Source organism: Natronocalculus amylovorans (genome assembly GCF_023638035.1).
Lineage (GTDB): Archaea > Halobacteriota > Halobacteria > Halobacteriales > Haloferacaceae > Natronocalculus > Natronocalculus amylovorans.
Genome location: NZ_JAKRVX010000001.1, coordinates 678,805 through 699,132, shown reverse-complemented (window position 1 = coordinate 699,132; position 20,328 = coordinate 678,805). Strand labels below are relative to the sequence as shown.

At 53.5% G+C, this 20,328-nt stretch carries 17 protein-coding genes; 9 read left to right on the top strand and 8 right to left on the bottom strand.

Features of this window, described 5'->3' with window-relative positions; all coding sequences use genetic code 11:
• Positions 1-39: 39 nt before the first annotated feature.
• Positions 40-1,161: an AI-2E family transporter gene (locus AArcSt2_RS03750; RefSeq protein WP_250582982.1), complete on the top strand. Its 1,122-nt coding sequence runs from the start codon at positions 40-42 to the stop codon at positions 1,159-1,161.
• On the opposite strand, the gene AArcSt2_RS03745 is transcribed toward AArcSt2_RS03750, so the two are convergent.
• Both AArcSt2_RS03745 and AArcSt2_RS03740 read right to left on the bottom strand, forming a co-directional pair.
• A complete protein-coding gene (locus AArcSt2_RS03745; protein ID WP_250582980.1) occupies positions 1,048-2,571 on the bottom strand; it encodes a stage II sporulation protein M in 1,524 nt (507 codons plus the stop codon). The genes AArcSt2_RS03750 and AArcSt2_RS03745 overlap by 114 nt on opposite strands.
• A gap of 253 nt (positions 2,572-2,824) precedes the next feature.
• Positions 2,825-3,421, bottom strand: a complete 597-nt coding sequence (locus AArcSt2_RS03740; protein ID WP_250582978.1) for an amphi-Trp domain-containing protein — start codon at positions 3,419-3,421, stop codon at positions 2,825-2,827.
• A gap of 169 nt (positions 3,422-3,590) precedes the next feature.
• On the opposite strand from AArcSt2_RS03740, the gene AArcSt2_RS03735 reads away from it, so the two are divergent.
• The 5 genes from AArcSt2_RS03735 to AArcSt2_RS03715 all read left to right on the top strand — a co-directional run bounded on the left by AArcSt2_RS03735 (position 3,591) and on the right by AArcSt2_RS03715 (position 10,250).
• Positions 3,591-4,094: a GNAT family N-acetyltransferase gene (locus AArcSt2_RS03735; protein WP_250582976.1), complete on the top strand. Its 504-nt coding sequence runs from the start codon at positions 3,591-3,593 to the stop codon at positions 4,092-4,094.
• A 220-nt stretch (positions 4,095-4,314) separates the two neighbouring features.
• Positions 4,315-6,381 carry an excinuclease ABC subunit UvrB gene (uvrB, locus tag AArcSt2_RS03730; protein ID WP_250582974.1) on the top strand — a complete coding sequence of 689 codons (2,067 nt, stop codon included), beginning with the start codon at positions 4,315-4,317 and terminating at the stop codon, positions 6,379-6,381.
• A 2-nt stretch (positions 6,382-6,383) separates the two neighbouring features.
• The gene (locus AArcSt2_RS03725) at positions 6,384-6,602 is read left to right on the top strand and encodes a putative antibiotic biosynthesis monooxygenase (protein WP_174652444.1); all 219 of its coding nucleotides are present in this window, start codon (positions 6,384-6,386) and stop codon (positions 6,600-6,602) included.
• A 193-nt stretch (positions 6,603-6,795) separates the two neighbouring features.
• On the top strand, positions 6,796-9,234 hold the full coding sequence (locus AArcSt2_RS03720) for a ribonucleoside-diphosphate reductase subunit alpha (RefSeq protein ID WP_250582972.1): 2,439 nt from the start codon (positions 6,796-6,798) through the stop codon (positions 9,232-9,234).
• A 23-nt stretch (positions 9,235-9,257) separates the two neighbouring features.
• Entirely contained in the window at positions 9,258-10,250 is a 993-nt protein-coding gene (locus AArcSt2_RS03715; protein WP_174652446.1) for a ribonucleotide-diphosphate reductase subunit beta, read from the top strand.
• 122 nt (positions 10,251-10,372) lie between these two features.
• Here AArcSt2_RS03715 and AArcSt2_RS03710 read toward each other — a convergent pair whose 3' ends face one another.
• The 3 genes from AArcSt2_RS03710 to AArcSt2_RS03700 form a co-directional block, all read right to left on the bottom strand.
• Positions 10,373-11,752 carry a PAS domain-containing sensor histidine kinase gene (locus AArcSt2_RS03710; RefSeq protein ID WP_250582970.1) on the bottom strand — a complete coding sequence of 460 codons (1,380 nt, stop codon included), beginning with the start codon at positions 11,750-11,752 and terminating at the stop codon, positions 10,373-10,375.
• A 64-nt stretch (positions 11,753-11,816) separates the two neighbouring features.
• A complete protein-coding gene (locus tag AArcSt2_RS03705; protein ID WP_250583149.1) occupies positions 11,817-12,773 on the bottom strand; it encodes an SPFH domain-containing protein in 957 nt (318 codons plus the stop codon).
• A gap of 269 nt (positions 12,774-13,042) precedes the next feature.
• Complete coding sequence (locus AArcSt2_RS03700) at positions 13,043-14,104, bottom strand: helix-turn-helix transcriptional regulator (RefSeq protein WP_174652450.1); 1,062 nt, start codon at positions 14,102-14,104, stop codon at positions 13,043-13,045.
• Between the two features lie 105 nt (positions 14,105-14,209).
• Here AArcSt2_RS03700 and AArcSt2_RS03695 point away from each other — a divergent pair, with 105 nt between their 5' ends.
• Positions 14,210-14,737 (top strand): 2'-5' RNA ligase family protein, encoded by a 528-nt coding sequence (locus AArcSt2_RS03695; protein WP_174652451.1) that lies wholly within the window; start codon positions 14,210-14,212, stop codon positions 14,735-14,737.
• Positions 14,738-14,742: 5 nt separating this feature from the next.
• Here the strand turns inward: AArcSt2_RS03695 and AArcSt2_RS03690 are convergent, their stop codons facing one another.
• Together AArcSt2_RS03690 and AArcSt2_RS03685 are read right to left on the bottom strand one after the other, a co-directional pair.
• Positions 14,743-16,092: a cytochrome P450 gene (locus AArcSt2_RS03690; RefSeq protein ID WP_174652452.1), complete on the bottom strand. Its 1,350-nt coding sequence runs from the start codon at positions 16,090-16,092 to the stop codon at positions 14,743-14,745.
• Positions 16,093-16,158: 66 nt separating this feature from the next.
• Positions 16,159-16,416 (bottom strand): DUF7967 family protein, encoded by a 258-nt coding sequence (locus AArcSt2_RS03685; RefSeq protein WP_174652453.1) that lies wholly within the window; start codon positions 16,414-16,416, stop codon positions 16,159-16,161.
• Between the two features lie 138 nt (positions 16,417-16,554).
• Between AArcSt2_RS03685 and AArcSt2_RS03680 the strand changes: the two genes are divergently transcribed.
• Entirely contained in the window at positions 16,555-17,601 is a 1,047-nt protein-coding gene (locus AArcSt2_RS03680; RefSeq protein WP_250582968.1) for a DUF7343 domain-containing protein, read from the top strand.
• A gap of 44 nt (positions 17,602-17,645) precedes the next feature.
• Positions 17,646-19,379, top strand: coding sequence for an excinuclease ABC subunit C (locus AArcSt2_RS03675; protein WP_250582966.1), 1,734 nt, complete (start codon positions 17,646-17,648; stop codon positions 19,377-19,379).
• Here the strand turns inward: AArcSt2_RS03675 and mdh are convergent.
• Entirely contained in the window at positions 19,376-20,290 is a 915-nt protein-coding gene (gene mdh, locus AArcSt2_RS03670; protein WP_250582964.1) for a malate dehydrogenase, read from the bottom strand. The two genes, AArcSt2_RS03675 and mdh, sit on opposite strands and share 4 nt — an antisense overlap.
• Between the last annotated feature and the right edge of the window lie 38 nt (positions 20,291-20,328).

The window sequence follows — 20,328 nt, the reverse complement described above, 5'->3', positions numbered from 1 at the left end:
GAGAGCAACGGTTTTACCTTCCCGCTGTGGGTTGTGTGTATGGTTACACGCGGGCAGGTCATTGGCGGGGTTTTGCTCGCAATGGCTGTTCTCTCGACGGTTGTCTTGTGGGATGTGCTTCCGACGGTATTATTTGCGATTACGGTTGCGTATGTGCTGACCCCGCTTCGGCGCCAGTTCAGAAAACGTGGGTACTCAAAACGAGTCTCAAGCGTTGCGACAACGATCGTTGCAGTTATTGGTCTTCTGATTGCCCTTACACCGATCGTCCTATTGCTTGTCGTTCGGTTTAATGACGTTATTGCAGTGCTTGAGACGCTTCCAGACGAACTCACGGTTGAGTTTGCTGGATTTGCATATACACTTGTCCTCGCTGATCTATTCGATATTGCGATCGGCTGGCTCAGCAGTGTTGGAGCGACTGTCGCGGCCGAAATTCCGGTGCTGTTGATCAAACTCGCACTGTTTATTCTGCTTGTGTTTGGGCTGCTCCAAAACGAGCGAAATATCCAGCAAGCAATCCTCGGTATCGTTCCACCTGCATATCGTGATGTTGCGGAGGCGCTGGCAGAGCGTGCCCGCGAAACACTGTTCGCAATCTACGTCTTACAGGCCGCAACTGCAGTTGGAACATTTATTATTGCGCTTCCGATTTTCTTGGCCTTCGGCTATCAGTCGCCGGTCGCCCTTGCAACGATCGCAGGTATCTTGCAGTTCATTCCGATCGTTGGACCAACCGTTTTGATTGGTATTCTCGCTATTGCACATGTTGTCGCTGGCGAATTTCTCTCAGCAATCGCAATCGTCGTTATTGGTGGTGCTTTTATTAGCTGGCTCCCCGACCTTGCAATCCGACCACGGCTTGCGGCTTACACCGCTGATCTTGATGGTAGTCTCTATTTTATTGGGTTCGTTGGTGGGTTGCTCACGGTTGGTGCGATCGGTGTCATCGTCGGTCCGTTGGTTGTTGCACTGCTTGCAGAAGCGGCCAAGATCGCAAAACAGGAGTACAATCCTGCGGTTGAATCAATAGCGGGTGTTAGTGATTCAGAAGATTCGGAGGATGATCTCGGCGATCGGCGGGGTGAGGAAGGCCTCGACGAAGCCAGCGATGACAAAGACGATCGCCAATCCGATGAGGACCCGGTAAACAAGCCGTAGTGCTGTCGCCACAGCATACCGATCCTGTGTGCCACGAAGCGCACCGACCGTTACGCCTGCAAGATGGAAGCCTGCTGCACATGCGATAAAGATTGCAGGCAACTCGATGATCCCATGCGGTGCAACGAGCGCATAGAAGACGATCGGATCGGACACACCGTAAACAATGCCAACGATCGCCCCATTGAATAGCAAACTCATTACTGTTGGAATCCCGACAACGACTCCACCAAATGCAGCAGCCGCGCCGACAAGCCAGTTGTTCACCGAGATTGAGATGAAGGTTCCCACCGGGAATGCACCGAACACTGCACCAACATCTTCTGGCTCGCCGAACGGAATCTCTGCCCCAGCCGTGAGGCTCCAGCCAAACAGTGCGCCACCAGCAAATAGCGCTGCTGCACCAATATGCGCAACCGGATGTGACCGAATAAATCCACCCATCGTTCTGATACCATCACTAAAGATTGTCTTGAGTCGATCGCCGGTTGGTGGTGTTTCGATCGGTGTATGCGCTCGCTCGGCGTACAATGACGTTTTGAACGTGTCCATGAACGGTAAGAAGACGAGCGGGCTCAACAGTGCAGAGAGCTGTGAGACTCCAAGCGCACCAAAGATACCTGACAGCGTTCCGGTGAGAACCAACATCCCGATCGCAACGAGAATGTAGCCACCAAACCCGATCGGGTTGCGCACGATGAAGCTGAAACTGCCTCGGATCCCAGTGAGGACGCCAACGTCGTCTACCACAATTGATTGTCCTGCAAACGCAAAGCCAAGGAGCACAGTAAGGACGACAACAAGTCCGATGAACAACGACAATAAGAAACTCACTGCGCCGATCGCAGGCGAGCCAAGCGCAATCAGTGCAAGCGAGAAGGCGATCGGAATCCCCGTGAGCAATAGGAGGGTAACTTCGATCAGACTGAGCGCAACAAAGGACTTCCAGCGCGCTACAATCCCATCGACCGCAGCGTCAACGCCGTCCTCACCACGCAGTGCCGCGTAGACCGCACTGAGTGTTGCTGCGTTTGTGAACCCGCGTGCAAGGAGGACCACAAGGACGCTGCCGATAACCCCGAGGAAAAACAGTGCAACCACTGTCGGCGTAAACACGTTCAACAACGCCTCCTCAAACCCGGGTGGGAAGGCTTCGGCTGCGGCTTCAGGGCTCTCAGGATCGAACGTCTCCGGATCAAATGCGTCCGGATCGATCGCTTCAATCTCTGTGAGGAGTGCACTCACCGCACCGGTTTGTACGAGAATGAATGCAATTGCACCAAGCGCCAGTAAGATTGGTACTTGTGCTGTTAGAAGGAGGCCTGTTGCCAGAAGATATACGGGAAACACATCGCTTGTGCGATCGAGCAGTACTCGACCGCCCGCGCGAAGGGAGGTTTCGATCGACATGGTAACCAAGTGTTTGTGCGCCACTCATGTAGAGGTATGTGCTTTTATTATTGCTACAGCACTCACATAGAGAGGTCTCTTGTGCAATAGAATTTAGAATGGATATCAGGGCGCAAATCTGAGACATTGGGTTGCTGTCTCAAACGGTAGATGGCTCTCACGAAGAATCGTTTTTCGAACCAGACCGTTTAACGGTATGTTTTGCGGACAGACGAGAATCACAATGACAGCAAACAATAAACCTGTTTTGACGTTAGTTCTCTTTGTCTTCGGTAACCGTCGCTCCTGGCGCGTTTTGCATAACGCTACGGAGTCCCTTCTGGGCGTTATGTTTCCGGGTGTACCCCTCGCCGCTGATGGCAATGATGTTGCCGTTGCGGTGGCGGAGCCGCCAGCGCCATTCACCTCCTTTGTCGCGGAAGATCTCGAACCCGGCGAGCGTCTGCGATTCGTCCGCAGCTTTGACTGGCATAGGTAGTGCACTGCTTTCTATAAACGATTCTTCGGTAGTGTCGACGGGTATTTCATCGTCTTCGACAGGGGGTTCCTCGGTGGTGTCAGCGGGAGCGTCGTCGTCTTTCACACTAGATTTCCCTGTCGGCTCGGCGGGACCTTCATCGAATTCGACTTCCGTATGAGGCCACTCCAATTCGAGCTCTAGACTTAGTTCGTCGTCTTCTATTTCGAGTTCGATCTCTAGCTCAAGTTCTTCAGGTACTTCGACGACGATCGAGTGATCCGCGTCACCAAAACGGATGGATCCTGCGGTGATGCCATCAACCACGCCGCTAAGCACTGCTGCTATTTCCTCACGAGATGCTGTCAGCTCAGACTCGTACTCTTGATCCATAGTATCTGCTTCGGTGTCAGAGGTGGTAAAGCTCATGCCGACGACGAGCCGGTGTTGCCAGCGTTTCTGGGCAGCCCTCGATAACACACTTACTCAGCACGCAGTCCTTGCTGGGGCTGATGGATTCTAACAGAGCCACATTTTTGTTTCTGTAGCTGACATGAAACATATGCTCTCTAATACAACTATTCGACACGCTGAACAGACAGACATCTCTTCGATTCAGTCTGTTTCCCGATCGAGTTGGCACGCGGCATACGACGACATTCTTGGCAGTGAGACAGTCGATCGAATGGTTGATGAATGGTATACGAGAGACGCACTCGAAGCAGCTATCGACCGATCGATCTTCTATGTTGCGGCATATGACTCCGAAATTGTGGGCTTTTCGAATGCGGGACAGATTAGTGAAGATGGGTCGTCGTTTGAACTGTTCCGTATCTACGTACGCGAACAGCATTGGGGAAACCAGATCGGCACTGCACTTCTCGAATCCACTATCAACGCTGTTGTCGATGCTGGAGGAACAACACTTGAGCTATCAGTCCTTGCTGAAAACAGCGTTGGAATTCGATTTTATGAACACCGTGGATTCGATCGACGCTCCGAACAAGCGGTTACGCTCAACGGCGACACCTACGCTGAATATCGGTACGAAAAGCGTGTTACGTAACTGAGATTCCTGCTTCATTTTTGGTACACAGATAGAGGATGAACGAAGAGAGCCAATGCGAACCAGCATAGTCATCGATAACAGTGTTTCAGGCGCAACTGAGAGAAGCGGATTCATTAGGTTTCGATTCTCGTCTCTATCTGATTACTCAACGGTGTGTATAATACACATACTCTCGACTGCCGCGGTTGTCAAGTACGTTCGTCTCTAACAGCCGACAATGAGTGATACCGATTCGAGTCCCCTCTCTCCCGATCGGCCAGGACACGATCGACCGTTTCGGGTTGATGCACCGTTTGAGCCGGCAGGAGATCAGCCAACGGCAATCTCAGAACTTGTTGACGGTTACGTGAACGGTATGGAACGACAGACGCTGCTTGGCGTCACCGGCTCTGGAAAAACCAACACCGTCTCGTGGGTCGTTGAGGAACTCGACACGCCGACGCTTGTGCTCGCACATAACAAAACGCTTGCCGCACAGCTGTATGACGAGTTCAAGAACCTCTTTCCGGATAATGCGGTCGAATACTTCGTCTCCTACTACGACTACTACCAGCCGGAGGCGTATCTCGAACAGACCGACACCTACATTGACAAGGATATGTCGATTAACGAGGAGATCGACCGTCTCCGGCACTCTGCAACCCGATCGCTTCTCACCCGTGATGATGTGATTGTCGTTGCATCCGTCTCTGCAATCTACGGCCTCGGTGACCCAGCCAACTACGTTGAGATGGCGCTTCGGCTCGAAGTGGGCGAACAGATCGGACGAGACGAACTGCTCGCAAAACTCGTAGACCTCAACTACGAACGAAACGACATCGACTTCCAACACGGTTCGTTTCGAGTTCGTGGCGATACCGTTGAGATCTTCCCGATGTACGGTCGGTACGCTGTTCGCGTTGAGTTTTGGGGTGATGAGATCGATCGGATGATGAAAATTGACACGCTGAAAGGCGAACCACAGTCGAACGAACCGGCTGTGCTTATCCACCCAGCAGAGCACTACTCGATTCCTGAGGAAAAGCTCGAACGCGCAATTTCGGAAATTGAGGACCTGATGGAAAAACGGATCAGCTACTTCCAGCGACAGGGCGATCTCGTTGCTGCCCAGCGGATCGAAGAACGAACGACCTTCGACATTGAGATGCTTCGGGAGACGGGCTACTGTTCAGGTATCGAGAACTACTCAGTGCACATGTCCGATCGCCAATCCGGCGAAGCCCCATACACGCTGCTTGATTACTTCCCGGATGGATTTTTAACAGTTATCGACGAATCTCACCAAACCCTGCCACAGATTAAGGGACAGTTTGCAGGCGATAAATCGCGAAAAGACTCGCTGATTGAAAACGGCTTCCGACTCCCGACCGCTTACGATAACCGACCGCTGACGTTTGAGGAGTTTGACGAGAAGACCGATCGGACGCTCTACGTGAGTGCAACGCCCGGTGATTACGAACGCGATCGCTCCGAACGAATTGCAGAGCAGATTGTTCGGCCGACGCACTTGGTCGATCCAAAAGTTGAGATCGAACCTGCAACCGGACAGGTCGATGCGTTGATGGACCGGATTAACACACAGATCGAACGAGAGGAGCGGACACTTGTCACCACACTCACGAAGCGGATGGCTGAGGATCTCACGGAGTATCTCGAAGAAGCCGGCGTCTCAGTGGCGTACATGCATGACGAGACTGATACGCTCGAGCGCCACGAACTCATCCGGGACCTCCGGCTAGGCAATATCGATGTGCTTGTTGGAATCAACCTGCTCCGAGAGGGGTTGGATATTCCGGAGGTATCGTTGGTTGCGATTCTCGATGCTGACCAGGAAGGCTTCCTCCGATCGGAGACCACATTGATCCAGACGATGGGTCGTGCCGCACGGAATGTTGATGGAACTGTTGTGCTGTACGCAGACAAGCGGACAAACTCGATGAATGCGGCGATCGAAGAGACGCAGCGACGCCGGAAGATCCAACAACAGTTCAACAAAGAACACGGCCATGAGCCGATGACGATCGATAAACCGGTTGGCGAAACAAATCTTCCCGGTTCAAAAACCGACACATCCGGAATCAGCGTCAGCGATACACCTGCAAACGATGACGAGGCTGCTCGACAGGTCGAACTGCTCGAAGAGCGAATGCAAGAGGCGGCGAACAATCTGGAGTTCGAACTCGCAGCAGATATCCGCGATCGGATTCAAAACCTACGACGTGAGTTTGATCTTGACCGATCGGATGAAGGTGTCGAACCGGAGGCTGAACGGGGGGCGTTCTGAGTATGGATGACGACCGAGCAAAGTTTGCAGGTGGCCTCTCGCTGAATCTTGTTGGGTGGCTCGGAATCTTCATCTTAATTGTAGCATGGCCGGAGACGTTCCCACCCGGATTTGAGCCGCTATACACTCCAGCACGGGTGCTTTTAGGCCTCTTTGCGGTGATTTTCATTATGACTGGCGGCTACGTTGCGAACCAACAGTGGCAGGCGATTCGCCGATAATTAAACTAAACTTGTTCTATTGAAAGTAGACTGGGAAAGCTTTATCAGATATCGCCCAAAGAGAGTGATACGGTTCGCCCTCGTGCGCTTCGGCTCATTGCCGATTGCTTGGGAGCGATCGCCCTCGATCGTCCTCATCGACTATAGTGGCAACACTGGCTGAGCCACCGCAGCGTGGGAACCACCGCTCATCATGAGTCACGCAACAACCCAACACGACACTGTCCGACAACTGCTCAGACGAGCACGAACGGGCCACGAAGACGTACTCACAGACGACTCCCTCGACTCAATTCAAGCCGAAATTGAACGCGCGCTCTATGACGGCGCATCGGCTACCGAAATCGAGCAGGCAACAATCAGCGCACTCACCGCTCGTCTCGAACGTGATCCTGCGTTTGGTTCGGCAGCAGCAGCAGTGCATCGAGAGCAATCATATCGGCTTGCAGTTGACCCAACGTTTGCCCGAAACTCCGTTGATCCGACTCACACCGAATTTGTTGACACGTATCGTGATCAGTTCACTACAACGATCGATCGATGTCTCGCCGAAGAGCGGCTTGACGAGCGAATGGCCGAATTTGATATCGATCGACTCTCGGATGCGCTTGTGCCTGCACGAGACCTGCGATTCGACTACATGGCACTCGATACGCTCGATCAGCGCTACTATCTCCGCACTCCCGATGGCGAGCGTCTGGAACTCCCACAGATCTTCTGGATGCGCGTTGCAATGGGTCTCGCACTTCGTGAAGCGCCAAGCGAACGGGACGCATATGCGATCGAGTTCTACGAACTGCTTTCGACACTTCGGTTTATTCCATCCACACCAACGCTGTTTCATGCGGGAACAACACATCCGCAGCTCTCCTCATGTTATTTGACGACCGTCCAAGACGATCTGGATGATATTTTTGACTCGTACAAAGCACATGCGAACCTCTCAAAATGGTCCGGCGGAATCGGAACCGACTGGACAAATCTCCGGGCTGCAGGTGCGCTGATTGAGTCAACCGGCGTCGAGTCAACTGGCACGGTCCCGTTCCTCAAAATTTCGAACGATGTTACCGCTGCGATCAACCGATCGGGAAAGCGTCGGGGGGCAGCCTGTGCGTACCTCGAAGCATGGCATTTGGATTTCCCGGCATTCTTGGACCTTCGGCGGAACACGGGCGACGACAGACGACGTACCCACGATATGAACACGGCTGCGTGGATTCCCGATCTGTTTATGAAGCGTGTTGAGGCCGACGAACAGTGGACGCTGTTTTCACCGGATGAGGTCCCGGAGCTACACGGCAGCTACGGCCAAGCGTTTGAAGAACAGTACCTCACATACGAAGCACGTGCTGAGGCGGGTGAGCTCCGACAGTTCGAACGCGTTGATGCGGCTGATCTCTGGCGACAGCTTTTGACTCGATTGTTTGAGACGGGCCATCCATGGATCACATTCAAAGATCCGTGTAACATCCGATCGCCACAGGACCACGCCGGCACAATCCACTCCTCAAATCTCTGTACGGAGATCACACTCAACACCGCAGCCGACGAAACCGCGGTCTGTAACCTTGGCTCGGTAAATCTCACAAATCACGTTACGTCGGATGGAATCCAGCGCGAGAAGCTCTCTGTAACCATCGAGACTGCGATGCGAATGCTCGATAACGTCGTTGATCTGAACTTTTATCCAACCGATCGCGCCGAGCGATCGAATATGAAGCACCGTCCAGTGGGGCTTGGGATGATGGGATTCCATGACGCACTCATGCAGTTGGGTGTCCCCCTTGATAGCGTGGATGCGCTCGAAATCACGGATACAGTGACAGAACAGATTGCCTATCATGCAATCTCAGGCTCCGTCTCGCTTGCAGCTGAACGCGGGTCTTATGAAAGCTTTGCAGGGTCAAAATGGGACCGTGGTCTCCTCCCACAGGATACGATCGATTTCCTCGAAACAGAGCGTGGGGAACCGATCGAGGTCGACTACACCGAACGACTTCCATGGGATGAGCTCCGTGAACGAATCAGTAGACATGGGATTCGAAACTCAAACACAATGGCCATTGCGCCAACAGCAACAATCTCGACGATCGCTGGCACAACACCATCGATCGAGCCGATCTACTCGAATCTGTATGTCAAATCCAACATGTCCGGTGATTTCACCGTCGTCAATGAACGATTGATTGCGGACCTCAAAGCGCGTGATCTCTGGACTGATGGCATGCTCGATCGCCTCAAATACCACGATGGCTCAATCCAGGAAATTGGAGATATTCCAGCGGACGTTCGCGAGCTGTACCGTGGTGCGTTTGAGATTGACCCACGTCATCAGCTCCGACTCACCGCCCAGCGCGGCGTTTGGATCGACCAGAGTCAATCGCACAATGTCTTCTTCCCGTCTACTGATGGCTCGCTTCTCGACTCAGTCTACCGGACTGCATGGAAACTAGGGCTCAAAACAACCTACTATCTCCGAACGCTTGGCGCGTCCAGCATCGAAAAATCGACGATCGATATGAACGAGTACGACGATACGGCCCGTCGATCGAGCCAAGAGAACGATGACGGCGGCACAGACCGCTGTGATCTCCCGACTGTTGCAGATCCAACCTGTGACGCCTGCCAGTAACCATTCACAAACTCACCCAACCAATGTCTATCCTTACCAACGACAGCCAGCACGACCCGAATAAAATCCTGCCGATCGAGTACGACTGGGCCCGCCAGTACTACCGCGATGGCGTTGCAAACAACTGGGTTCCCGAAGAGGTTCCCATGGGCGACGATATTGCCCAATGGAACGGCGATGAACTCACCCCTGAGGAGCGACAGCTCATCGAGTGGAACCTCGGCTTCTTCTCAACTGCGGAGTCGCTCACCGCAAACAATCTCGTCCTTGCAGTCTACGACCATGTGACTGCACCGGAGTGTCGACAATACTTACTCCGGCAAGCGTACGAGGAGGCGATTCATACTGATACGTTCATCTACTGCTGTGATAGCCTCGGCTTCGAGCCGGAGTATCTCTACGGCATGTACGATAGAATCCCTGCGATCGAAGCCAAAGACGCCTTTGTGGTCGATCTTACAAAAACGATCGACGATCCCGACTTCACGATCGAAACCGACGACGATCTTCGAGCATTTCTCCGCGATCTTGTTGGCTTCTACATCATCATGGAAGGGGTGTTTTTCTACGCAGGCTTTGCGATGATGCTCGCGCTCCGACGACAGGGGACAATGCCGGGAATTGGTGAGCAGTTCCGATACATCATGCGCGATGAGTCGCTTCACGTCAACTTCGGTGTTGATCTTATCACCACTATCCGACAAGAGAACCCCGGCGTGTGGACTGATTCATTCGATGCTGAGATCCGATCGCTCATCATCGACGCTGTCGCGTTGGAGCGACAGTACGCAACGGAAGCCTGTCCGGACTCGATCCTTGGACTCAGTCCCGAAGCGTTCTGTGAGTATGTCGAGTACGTGGCCGATCGCCGACTCACACAGTTAGATTGCGGCCCAGCCTTCAATACGCAGAACCCATTCCCGTGGATGTCCGAGGCGATCGATCTCAACAAGGAAGCGAACTTCTTCGAACGAAAAGTGACTGAGTATCAATCCGGTGGTTCGTTGGACTGGTAACTACCAGCGCTGTTGGAATCCTCCGGTAGTGGTCTGATCGGTATGCTGAATACAGGACGCTTAGTCAACAAAATGTCGAGAGTCGTGAGCGTTGCTATGAGGTCACTATTCTGTGCACTCGCTCACCCCATCTCAACGCCAGTACACTCAAATCGTGTGCCGCCACCGGAGCTCTCGGTGATTTGCACGTTCCAGTGGTGTGCGTCAGCTATCTCCTTGATAATTGCTAACCCAAACCCGGTCCCACTCGAGGATGTGGTGTACCCGGATTCGAATACCTGCTCGCGTTCGTTTACGGGAATCCCCGGTCCGTTGTCTTCGACAAAAAACCCATCATCGAGTGCGCCGATCGTCACCGTGACATCTTCACCACCGTGTTCAATTGCGTTTCGTATGAGATTTTCAAACAGTTGCTTCATTCGGTTTCGATCGGCGAGTATTGTCAGGCGATCTTGACTGATCAGTTGGGCACCGGCCGTCTCAACCGCCTCCCAACTCTGTTGGACAATCACGGTGAGCTCAACTGGCGCTGGATTATGAACCGCTTTGCCGTGGCGCGCCAGATCGAGCACCTCTTCAATCAGCGTTTGCATACGGGAAAGCGATCGTTCAATTACATCGAAGTGCTCGCTTTCGAGCTGTTCACGAGCAAGTCCTAGCCGACCTTGCGCAACATTTAATCGATTCCGAAGGTCGTGAGTGATCACATTTGCGAAGTTATCAAGACGTTCATTTTGCCGCGCTAGTTCGCGGGTTTTTCGTTGTAGTTCGAGTTCGCTTTCTTTGCGCTCCGTGATGTCTCGGTACACACCGCGCAGCGCAATGATTTCCCCGCTCTCGTTATAATCTGCGATGCCGGTTGTCCGGACCCAATAGATATCACCATTCTCTCTGACCTCTCGAAGTTCTAAATCATACGTTTCTCCTCCGTTTTTAAGTCGATCGACCGCTGCAGTCAGAATCCGCCGGTCCTCGGGATGATAAAACTGGATGCCTTCCTCGATAGTCAGGTCGTAATCGGCCGGGAGTCCGCGGATACGAAGGACCTCCTCTGAGACGTGAAGCGTTTCTGACGGGAGGTCGATCTTCCATCCACCCACGCTGGCCGGTTCTAATTCCGATTTGTAGAGATCGATATTTCGGTGCCGCCGCCCATCGCTCCGGAGTTTCGTGAGCACGAGCGTTAGCCCGTCGATACTCGGGAAGACGAGTACTTCAACCCATGTCTGTGACTCTCCAGCATACCATTTAAATGACCGCTGCTGTTGGCTCTCAAGCGCCGTTTCAATCTCGGTTTGTGCGATGGTTCCACGCGAATCGGGAAATAACGTCCATAGAGAGGTGCCGATGCACTGGGTATCGATCGTTTGGAGCAATTGACTCGCGGCTGAGTTACAAGCTACAACTTCAAAATCAGTATCCGTCTGAATGAGGCCATCAGACAAGGGTCTTGATGTCTTCGTATAAAACGAGTGAATCCGAGAGTCAGTACCTCCAGTCACGTCTACCCTAGGCCGCACCAGTATTTCATGTTTGGGACAACCGGTACGACCGTATTTGAGCCAGCTAGTCCTGTTCTAAGACAACCTCTTTCTCCATATCGGCTTCCCCACCTTTGATATCTGTCTCCGTGATATCCAGTTCACCCAGCAGCTCGTCAATGTTGTCCAACCCAAGCCACTCTTTTGTCTCCGAATCGAACGGGAGGCTCTCAAGCGGCTGTGTTTCGGATTGCACATCGCTTCCAGTTAGCTGCTGTCCGTAGCGGCCAACAAGCGATGTGAGCTCTTGTGGGAGAATAAACGTGGTCGACTCTCCTTGACCGATCTTTTCAAGGGTCTCCATTCCACGCTCGATGATCGCACGCTCACCCATCGAGTCTGCGGCTTTTGCACGGAGGACAGTCGAGATGGACTCACCCTGTGCTTCCAAAATCTGACTCTGTTTTTCACCTTGTGCACGGATGATGTTCGACTGTTTGTCACCCTCCGCTTTCTCAACTGCACTGCGGCGTTCTCCCTGTGCTTCGAGAATCATTGCACGGCGACGGCGCTCTGCGGCTGTCTGTTGCTCCATCGCACGCTGAACTTCTGGGGATGGACTTACCTCACGCACCTCAACTGCCTCAACACGAATTCCCCACTCATCTGTTGGCTCATCCAACTCTTTTCTGATTTTCGCGTTGATTTCTTCTCGCCGTGAGAGGGTTTCGTCCAGCTCCATATCTCCAATCACAGCACGGAGTGTTGTCTGTGCAAGATTCGAGATCGCAACTTCATAGTTATCGACTTCCAAGAACGCTTTCCGCGCATCCATGATACGGTAGTAGACAACCGCGTCTGCTCGAACTGGCGAGTTGTCACGTGTAATTGCTTCCTGCCGTGGAACATCGATCGTTCGAGTTCGCATATCAAACCGATAGGTTCGAGAAACGAACGGCGGGATGATATTTAATCCGGGCTTGAGAAGCTTTCTGTACTCTCCGAAGACGGTAAGCGCTCGCTGCTCGTATGCGTCAACCATCTCAACAGCACTAGCAACGGTGACTGTTGCAACAATTAGTACGAGGAGGCCAATCGCTGTGATCGGATCTAAGCTACCGCTAAAGAGGAGGAATCCGACTGCAGCAGCACCGAGCACTGCGAGTGTTGTCCACACGCCATCGGGAATACCACTGGGAACCGGGCCTTGCTGGGTTGCTCGACCCGCCTGCTGAAACAGGCTTTCGCTCATGGTTAATATTACTACGCGAAGTACTTACGTCTGTGGTTGGATTCGGCTGTTTGGCTGCGCTATTCGCGCGATTCCTCGTCTTTCTCCGGGATTCGGAGGACGTTCTCACGTCCGATTCTGAAGCTCTCGATTTTCCCGTCATCTCGGAGCGCGCCAACGATCTGGCTCGTTCGAGCTGCACTCCACTCGAACGACTGCACCACCTCTTGTTGTTTCATTCGGCCGCCATTCTCTTCGACCAGCCGGAGCACGCGCTCTTCGTTGCTGAGAAGCTCTTCTGGAACCATGTTTGGTTCCTCCGTATCGGTGTCTTCTGCAACGCTCTGCGGCTCAGATGGGGTCGTTGGCTGCGCACCAGCTTCTGGCGCTTCTGTCGGCGTACTTTTTGAATCTACATCGCGTCGGAGCCACAACGCGCCACCGACAATCACCAATACCACTCCTAAACCGATCGCAACTCGATCAGCAGTGAAAAGCGGCGTTGATGCAGGCACAACCGTCACTCGTGGCTCATTCGGGGCAAAATCGATCGGCCCGTTCCAACTCATCGATCGATCGGTTTGTTCCGATGGCGATGGGGAGATGGATTCAACAGTATATCCCTCCGGATGTCGGATGATAAGCCTATTTTCTTCATCTAAAAAGAGTCCAGAGAGCGCATCACCTGCAACGATCGTGTCATCCGAAACCGCTGCAAATCCAACCCACTCGAACTCATATCGAACAATTCCGTACGGCCCCGGAAGCTCCTGTCTGTCGGTCTCAATGCGTGGGTTTTCGATCGCCATCTCCCGGCTTGTTTGGGATGCTGCATCGTCTTGGACACGCTGCATTCGATCGACAAACGGCTCCAAATATGCGTCCTCGTCGTCCGCAATTTCATCGCGGAGATCGTCAAAGGCCTCCTCGGTCGCGTCATCGTCTAACGCAATTCGGTAGCTAACGGTCCACGTTGCCGTACCGGCTTCATCGACGTTCGCCTCCAAGATGATTCTATCTGCATCCAACTCGCCGGTTTGTAACATCTCGTCTCCAACGAGCGTTGCAGGGGTTGCACTGCCAGTGAGTGCAACCGCTCCACCACACACGAGCAGACAGATGAAGACGATGGCGACCCGCATACCAACCTCTCTGTTGCCCCTTACTAAATTGGTTGCCTCTTTCTATCCAGATATCTCGCTCGATGGTTCGTCGTGCTTTTCATACCGTACCTCCTGAGAGTATTCGTGTTCAGCGTCAACGTTCCCGTCTCCGGGCGCACCAAACAGCTTGCAAACAGGATCCACCCAGATCTCATACAGTTCCAGCGAATGCGGGACCGACATACACTGGTCCTCAAACGATTCGACGATAGCCTCCTTGAGCGTGGGCTCTCGCCGAATCAGCAAGTTGCCGCGTTTCGGCATCTCCTCAGACCACTGGCTGCAAATACCGCACCGTTCACCGTTCGTGCAACACACATCGACACCTTTGACGAACCGCCAGTCGGTTCTGCACCTGTTGTGTATCTCGCCATCGAAAGTGAACCGCTCATGGAATTCCATAGGCGACTCGTCTCGGAGTTTGGTCCGATCGACGGACTCGAAGGTGAGAAATACACACCACATGTCACACTCGCCCGCGGTGGCGCGACAGCCGTGGCCGATCGACTCTCAGAAATGACCGTTGACCCGATTGAGTGGCGCGTTACGTCACTCGATATTTGGGACCCACAGTTTCGTGAAATCGCTGGTAGGATCTCGTTGACCGAATAGCCGGACTACGATCGCTTTGTGAGCCGCATTGCCATCGGCTCCTGTGGATGCATCGTGAGCGAGCCTCGGAGGCCAAACTCCCCCTTACCCAAGTAATCCAATTCGTACTCCTGTGCAACCATTGCGAGGATGAGCTTTGCCTCAAGCATGGAGAACTGTTTCCCGATACAGTGGCGTGGACCACCACCGAATGGGAAAAATGCAAACCGTGGGCGCTCTGACCGCCGTTTTGGTGCCCATCTTTCGGGCTCAAACTGGTCCGGGTTGGTGTACCACCGCGGCGATCGATGCACGACCCACTGTGGCAACATAATTCCTGCTCCCTCTGGAATCCGATAGCCACCAAGCTTCACGTCGATCTTTGGCTCGCGGAAGAGCGTATACACGGGTGGATACAGCCGCATTGCCTCGTTTAGGACCCACTCGGTATATTCGAGCTTTCTGGTATCCGCCGCTGTTGGCGTTTTTCCATCCAACACCTCCGCAAGCTCCGCGTGCAGTTTATCTCTCGCTTCTGGGTGTTCTGAGAGAAGGTACCAGGTGTATGTAAGCGTCAGTGCAGTCGTGTCGTGACCTGCCAGAAGCATGGTCATCATCTCGTCGCGCAAACTCTGTGTGGTCTGTTCGCCATCGTCGATCGCCCGCAGAATAATTGACAACAGATCCATTGGTACCTCCCCGTCTTCCGTCTCGTGATAGCCGGTTTCCCGTCGCTCTGCAACGAGTTCGTCAATAAGTGTTTCAAGCGTCTCGATCGCACCATCGAACTGTCTGTTCTCCGGTGTCGGTGCCCAGTTCGGCACTAAAAATCTCGTTGGATCCGGCTCAAACCGCGCCCCGAGCGGTTCGAGGTTTTCTTGGACTGCTCGTATCCGCTCATCGGCAATCTCGGTTCCAAACATCGCATTGACAATAATTTTCACTGTCACTCGTGCCATCTCTACCTGTGCATCAATTCGGTCGCCATCAGCCCATCCCGACAGCATTGCGTCGGTGTGGTCGGTCATCATCCCACCGAGCTTTGTGATGCGATTCATCCGAAAGGCGGGATTTGCCAGCTGTCGTTGTTTCTCCCAGGTGGCGCCTTCGCTCATCAAGAGCCCATCGCCAAGGAGATTGTAGATCGCGTCGTCTCCAAGGTCGAGCTTCTGATACCGTGCTGCATCCGACACCAACACGCGCTCAATATCGCGTGGATTCGTGAGCATGTACGTGTCGATCGGACCAAGGTCAAATCGCACGACGTCACCGTACGCATCGGCACACGCTTGCATGAATGAAAATGGGTCGTTCGCGTACTGTCTGCTGTTTCCAAACAGTGGTACACCCTTCGGTCCCGGCGGTCGGATACTCATTACTATTCGTAGGGTTTCGGTATGCAAAAGGATTCGGCCGGAAACCGTTTCTATCCGCCGAAATTGCTATATTTCGTCTTCAGGGTCATGTGTTTTCGACATCTTTGTCGCCTCCGTTGCGAACCGCTTTCTATCGGTCTCCAACACTGGTTCCAGCTTTTCAACTGGGGCTTCAATTGCTGCGGTAACCGTCCGCCCATGCTGCTGTAACGTGGCGGCGGCAAACTCTTTTCTCCGCTCGAGTTTTCCGTCCGTTGTTGCATATATCAGTGTTACCAAATCTCGGGTGTCAACCGATCGTTCGACGAGCCAGAGCTGTTGCATACCGATCAGTAGTTTTGCTGACGGTTTGTACGTGTGGGTTCCTATGTTGATTTGTTTGTTGTCGCGTAACAATTGATACCTACTAATTTCCTTGAACAAGCTACTTTGCTCCGTCTGTCGTATTTTCGGTGAACGACAGTGGCAACAGACGAACTCCTGTTGGGTTTCTCACAGAAACACGTCTTAATTACGGTGGCGATAGTGGCCTGTCTGCTCGGTGTTTGTCTCATTGTCCTCCCGACAGCAACTGCCGAAGTTGACAGCTCTCCACATATTAATGCGGTAAGCTATCACGGCGATGGGGTTGCAGTTGAGACCGCCGATCGGACGTTCCTCTGGGCGGAAGAATCCGCAACGCTGACGATCGCCGTGTCCCCCGATCGGGAGTCTGCTGTCTTTGTGTGTGCTTCGACGGAGGCACTCGAGAGTGATCACGTCTCCTTCGGCTGTGAATTCATCCCGCGAGGGACAGAGACAGCATATGTGCCGCTCCACATTGACCACTGGCCGGAGTCCGCACACGGAAACCAATGGATCTCGATTCGGCTCTACAGCGGGCATGGATCAACAGAACAACAGATTGTTGACACCCAAACCGTACCGGTTCATATTTTTCTGCCGGAAGGAGATCTCTCCGGGAATGGATTACTAAATGAGCAAGAGATCAGTGCCGGAACCCATCCCGCATACGCAGATACAGATGGTGATGGCCTCTCTGATGGCTTAGAAGTGTTACTTGGCACCAACCCACGAAACCCGTACACGCCGATCAACATCGGAATTGGACTCTTACTGATTGTCGGCGGGCTAGTCGGACTCGTGTCCGTTTTTACTGGTCGGTCTCCCCTCTCACTCCCATCTGCGATCGGCTCACGATCGCACACGTCCTCGAATACACCACAATCTCATACCTGGTCTGTTGATCGAACTCCCACAGCCGATCCAGCGGACACGGTTCCTCCACCGACCCGGATTACGACGCTGCTGGAAGAGGCAGGCGGCAAAAAGCGACAATCGGAGCTTGTTGTAGACACGAACTGGTCAAAATCAAAAGTTAGCCGTGTGCTCTCTTCGATGGAAGAAGACGACAAAATCACCCGTATTCGACTCGGACGAGAAAAGCTCGTCTGTCTCCGTGGGCATGAGCCGATCGACCTCTCGCCACCGTTCGAAAGAAATCAGTGAGCGCTCGCGTCACGTTCAAATCGCTGGCGACGTAATCTCTTTTGATGGATGTTTCGGCGCTTCGAACACGGGCCAGCGAACTCCCAACCGATCCGGGTGTCTACCAATTTCATTCGGGAGAGACGATTCTCTACGTTGGGAAAGCGGTCAATCTTCGCTCACGAGTTCGATCGTACGCTGATCCACGGAGCGATCGAATCCGACGGATGGTTCGGGCAGCCGATCGGATTGAGTTTGCAGTCACCGACACGGAAACGCAGGCACTGTTGCTTGAAGCGAACCTGATTAAGCGAAACCAACCGCGATACAACGTTCGACTCAAAGATGACAAATCGTATCCGCTTGTCCAACTGACAAATCATCCCTGCCCACGGATTGAGATCACACGCGATCCAAATGATGCGGCCACGATCTTTGGACCATATACTGATAAGACACGTGTTGAGACAGTGGTGAAAGCAATCCGAGAGGTGTATGGGATTCGTGGCTGTTCGGATCATAAGTTCCAGGGGCGCGATCGACCGTGTCTTGATTATGAAATGGGTCTCTGTACCGCCCCGTGCACTGGTGAGATCACCGCCGACAGTTACGCCGAGGATGTCACTGCGGCAATCCGGTTTTTTGAGGGTGAAACTGGTGTGTTGAGCGATCCGCTCAGACGGCAGATGGCATCTGCCGCTCAAAGCCAGCAGTTTGAGCGGGCGGCTCATCTTCGAGACCGCCTTGACGTTGTCGAGCAGTTCCATGGCGGTGGTGAATCCGCAATCTCTTCGCGACACGACGAACGAACCGTTGATGTATTGGGAGTCGCGATCGATGGTGACAGCGCCACCGTTGCCCGGCTTCACAGCGAGCGTGGACAGCTTGTCGATCGGTCACGGCACACGCTTTCTGCACCGGAGGGAGAGGATCGGATTGCAGCGCTGTTGTCTGCGTTTTTACCCCAATTCTACGCGGAGCGATCGCTCCCACATGCAGTCTTGCTCTCGGAGCGCCCGGATGATACGGATGTTGTGTCGTGGCTTGAATCGGAGGGTGTCGCCGTTCGTGTCCCCGGTGCAGGCCGGGAAGCAAAACTCGTTGAACTGGCGCTTAAAAACGCCAGAAAAGGCCCCAATCGCGGAGATCCGATCGGTGTGCTCGGTGATGAACTCCGAATCCCGCGACCAAACAGAATCGAAGGCTTTGATGTGAGCCATGCCCAGGGAACCGCCGCCGTCGGAAGTAACGTCTGTTTTGTTGACGGCAGTGCTGACAAGTCCGGCTATCGCCGAAAAAAACTCACTGATCAAAACGATGACTACGCAAACATGTACGAGCTACTCCACTGGCGAGCAACTCGGGCCATTGCGGACCGAGACGATCGGCCAGATCCTGATCTACTGGTTATTGACGGTGGAGGCGGTCAGCTGGGTGCGGCGATCGACGCACTTGAAACGACAGGCTGGGATGTTCCTGCAATTGCACTTGCAAAGGAGAACGAGTTGGTGATCACACCCGATCGAGTGATTGATTGGCCAAACGATGCACCGCAGCTACACGTACTCCAACGTATCCGGGACGAATCACATCGGTTTGCGGTTCAGTATCACCAAACGCTTCGCGATGATGTTACAACGGTCTTGGATGAGATTCCCGGTGTCGGTCCACAAACTCGATCGCGGCTCCTCCGACGGTTCGGAAGCGTCGATACGATTCGAGAGGCCTCCGTCGATGATCTCCGCGATGTTTCTGGGGTTGGGAAAAAAACAGCGGAAGCGATCGCCGATCGGCTCTAAGCGATTTTGTTATACTGCGTCGAGAGTTTCTCAGCCGCCTCGTCCATGAGTTCGCGTTCGTACTCGTCAAGCTCCCATTCGACGACTTCTTCGACACCATTCGAGCCAAGTTTCACCGGCACACCGAATGCGGTATCCTCGTATCCGAACTCACCATCGAGGACGATCGACGATGGAAGCACCTCACCAGTGTCGTTGAGGATTGCTTCGACAGTGTGGGCAACGCCCGTTGCTGGCCCCCACTGGGTTGCACCTTTTCGTTCGATGACGTCCATTGCGGACTCTTTGAGATCGCCGAGAATCTCCTCTTTTTCCTCAGCAGTGAACGACGGATCGCCACCGTTAACGCGGACCTTTGAGAATGCAGGCACCTGTGCGTCGCCGTGTTCACCAAGGATCGTTGCCTCAACGTTCTTGACTGGCGCATCGAATCGCTGGCTCAAAACGTAGCGGAAGCGAGCCGAATCAAGACGGCCACCGAAGCCGATGACTTTGTGTCGATCGCGATCGCCTGCTTCGTACAGGTGTCGGTTCAACAGATCAACAGGGTTTGATGTTGTAACCGTAATGAAATCGTCGTTGTACTGCGCCAACGAGGAGCCAATGTCTTCCATGATAGGGGCGTTGTCCCCTGCGAGATCAATCCGGGTCTGACCTGGCTGTCGTGGGATCCCCGCTGTGATAACAACAACATCCGACCCTTCGGTATCCTCGTAGCCACCCTGTCGGACAACGGTGTTGGAGTCGTAGGCAATGCCGTGGTTCGTATCCGCTGCTTGGCCAACCGTTTTGTCTTCCATATCCGGGATGTCAACAAAGACAAGTTCATCGACAATATCCCGAAGTGCAAGGTTGTATCCAGCCGCAGCGCCGACCGTTCCAGCCGCACCGATCACGCTAACTTTCGTCATTCCACGTAAACAGGCGGACGGATTCCGAGTAAACGTTT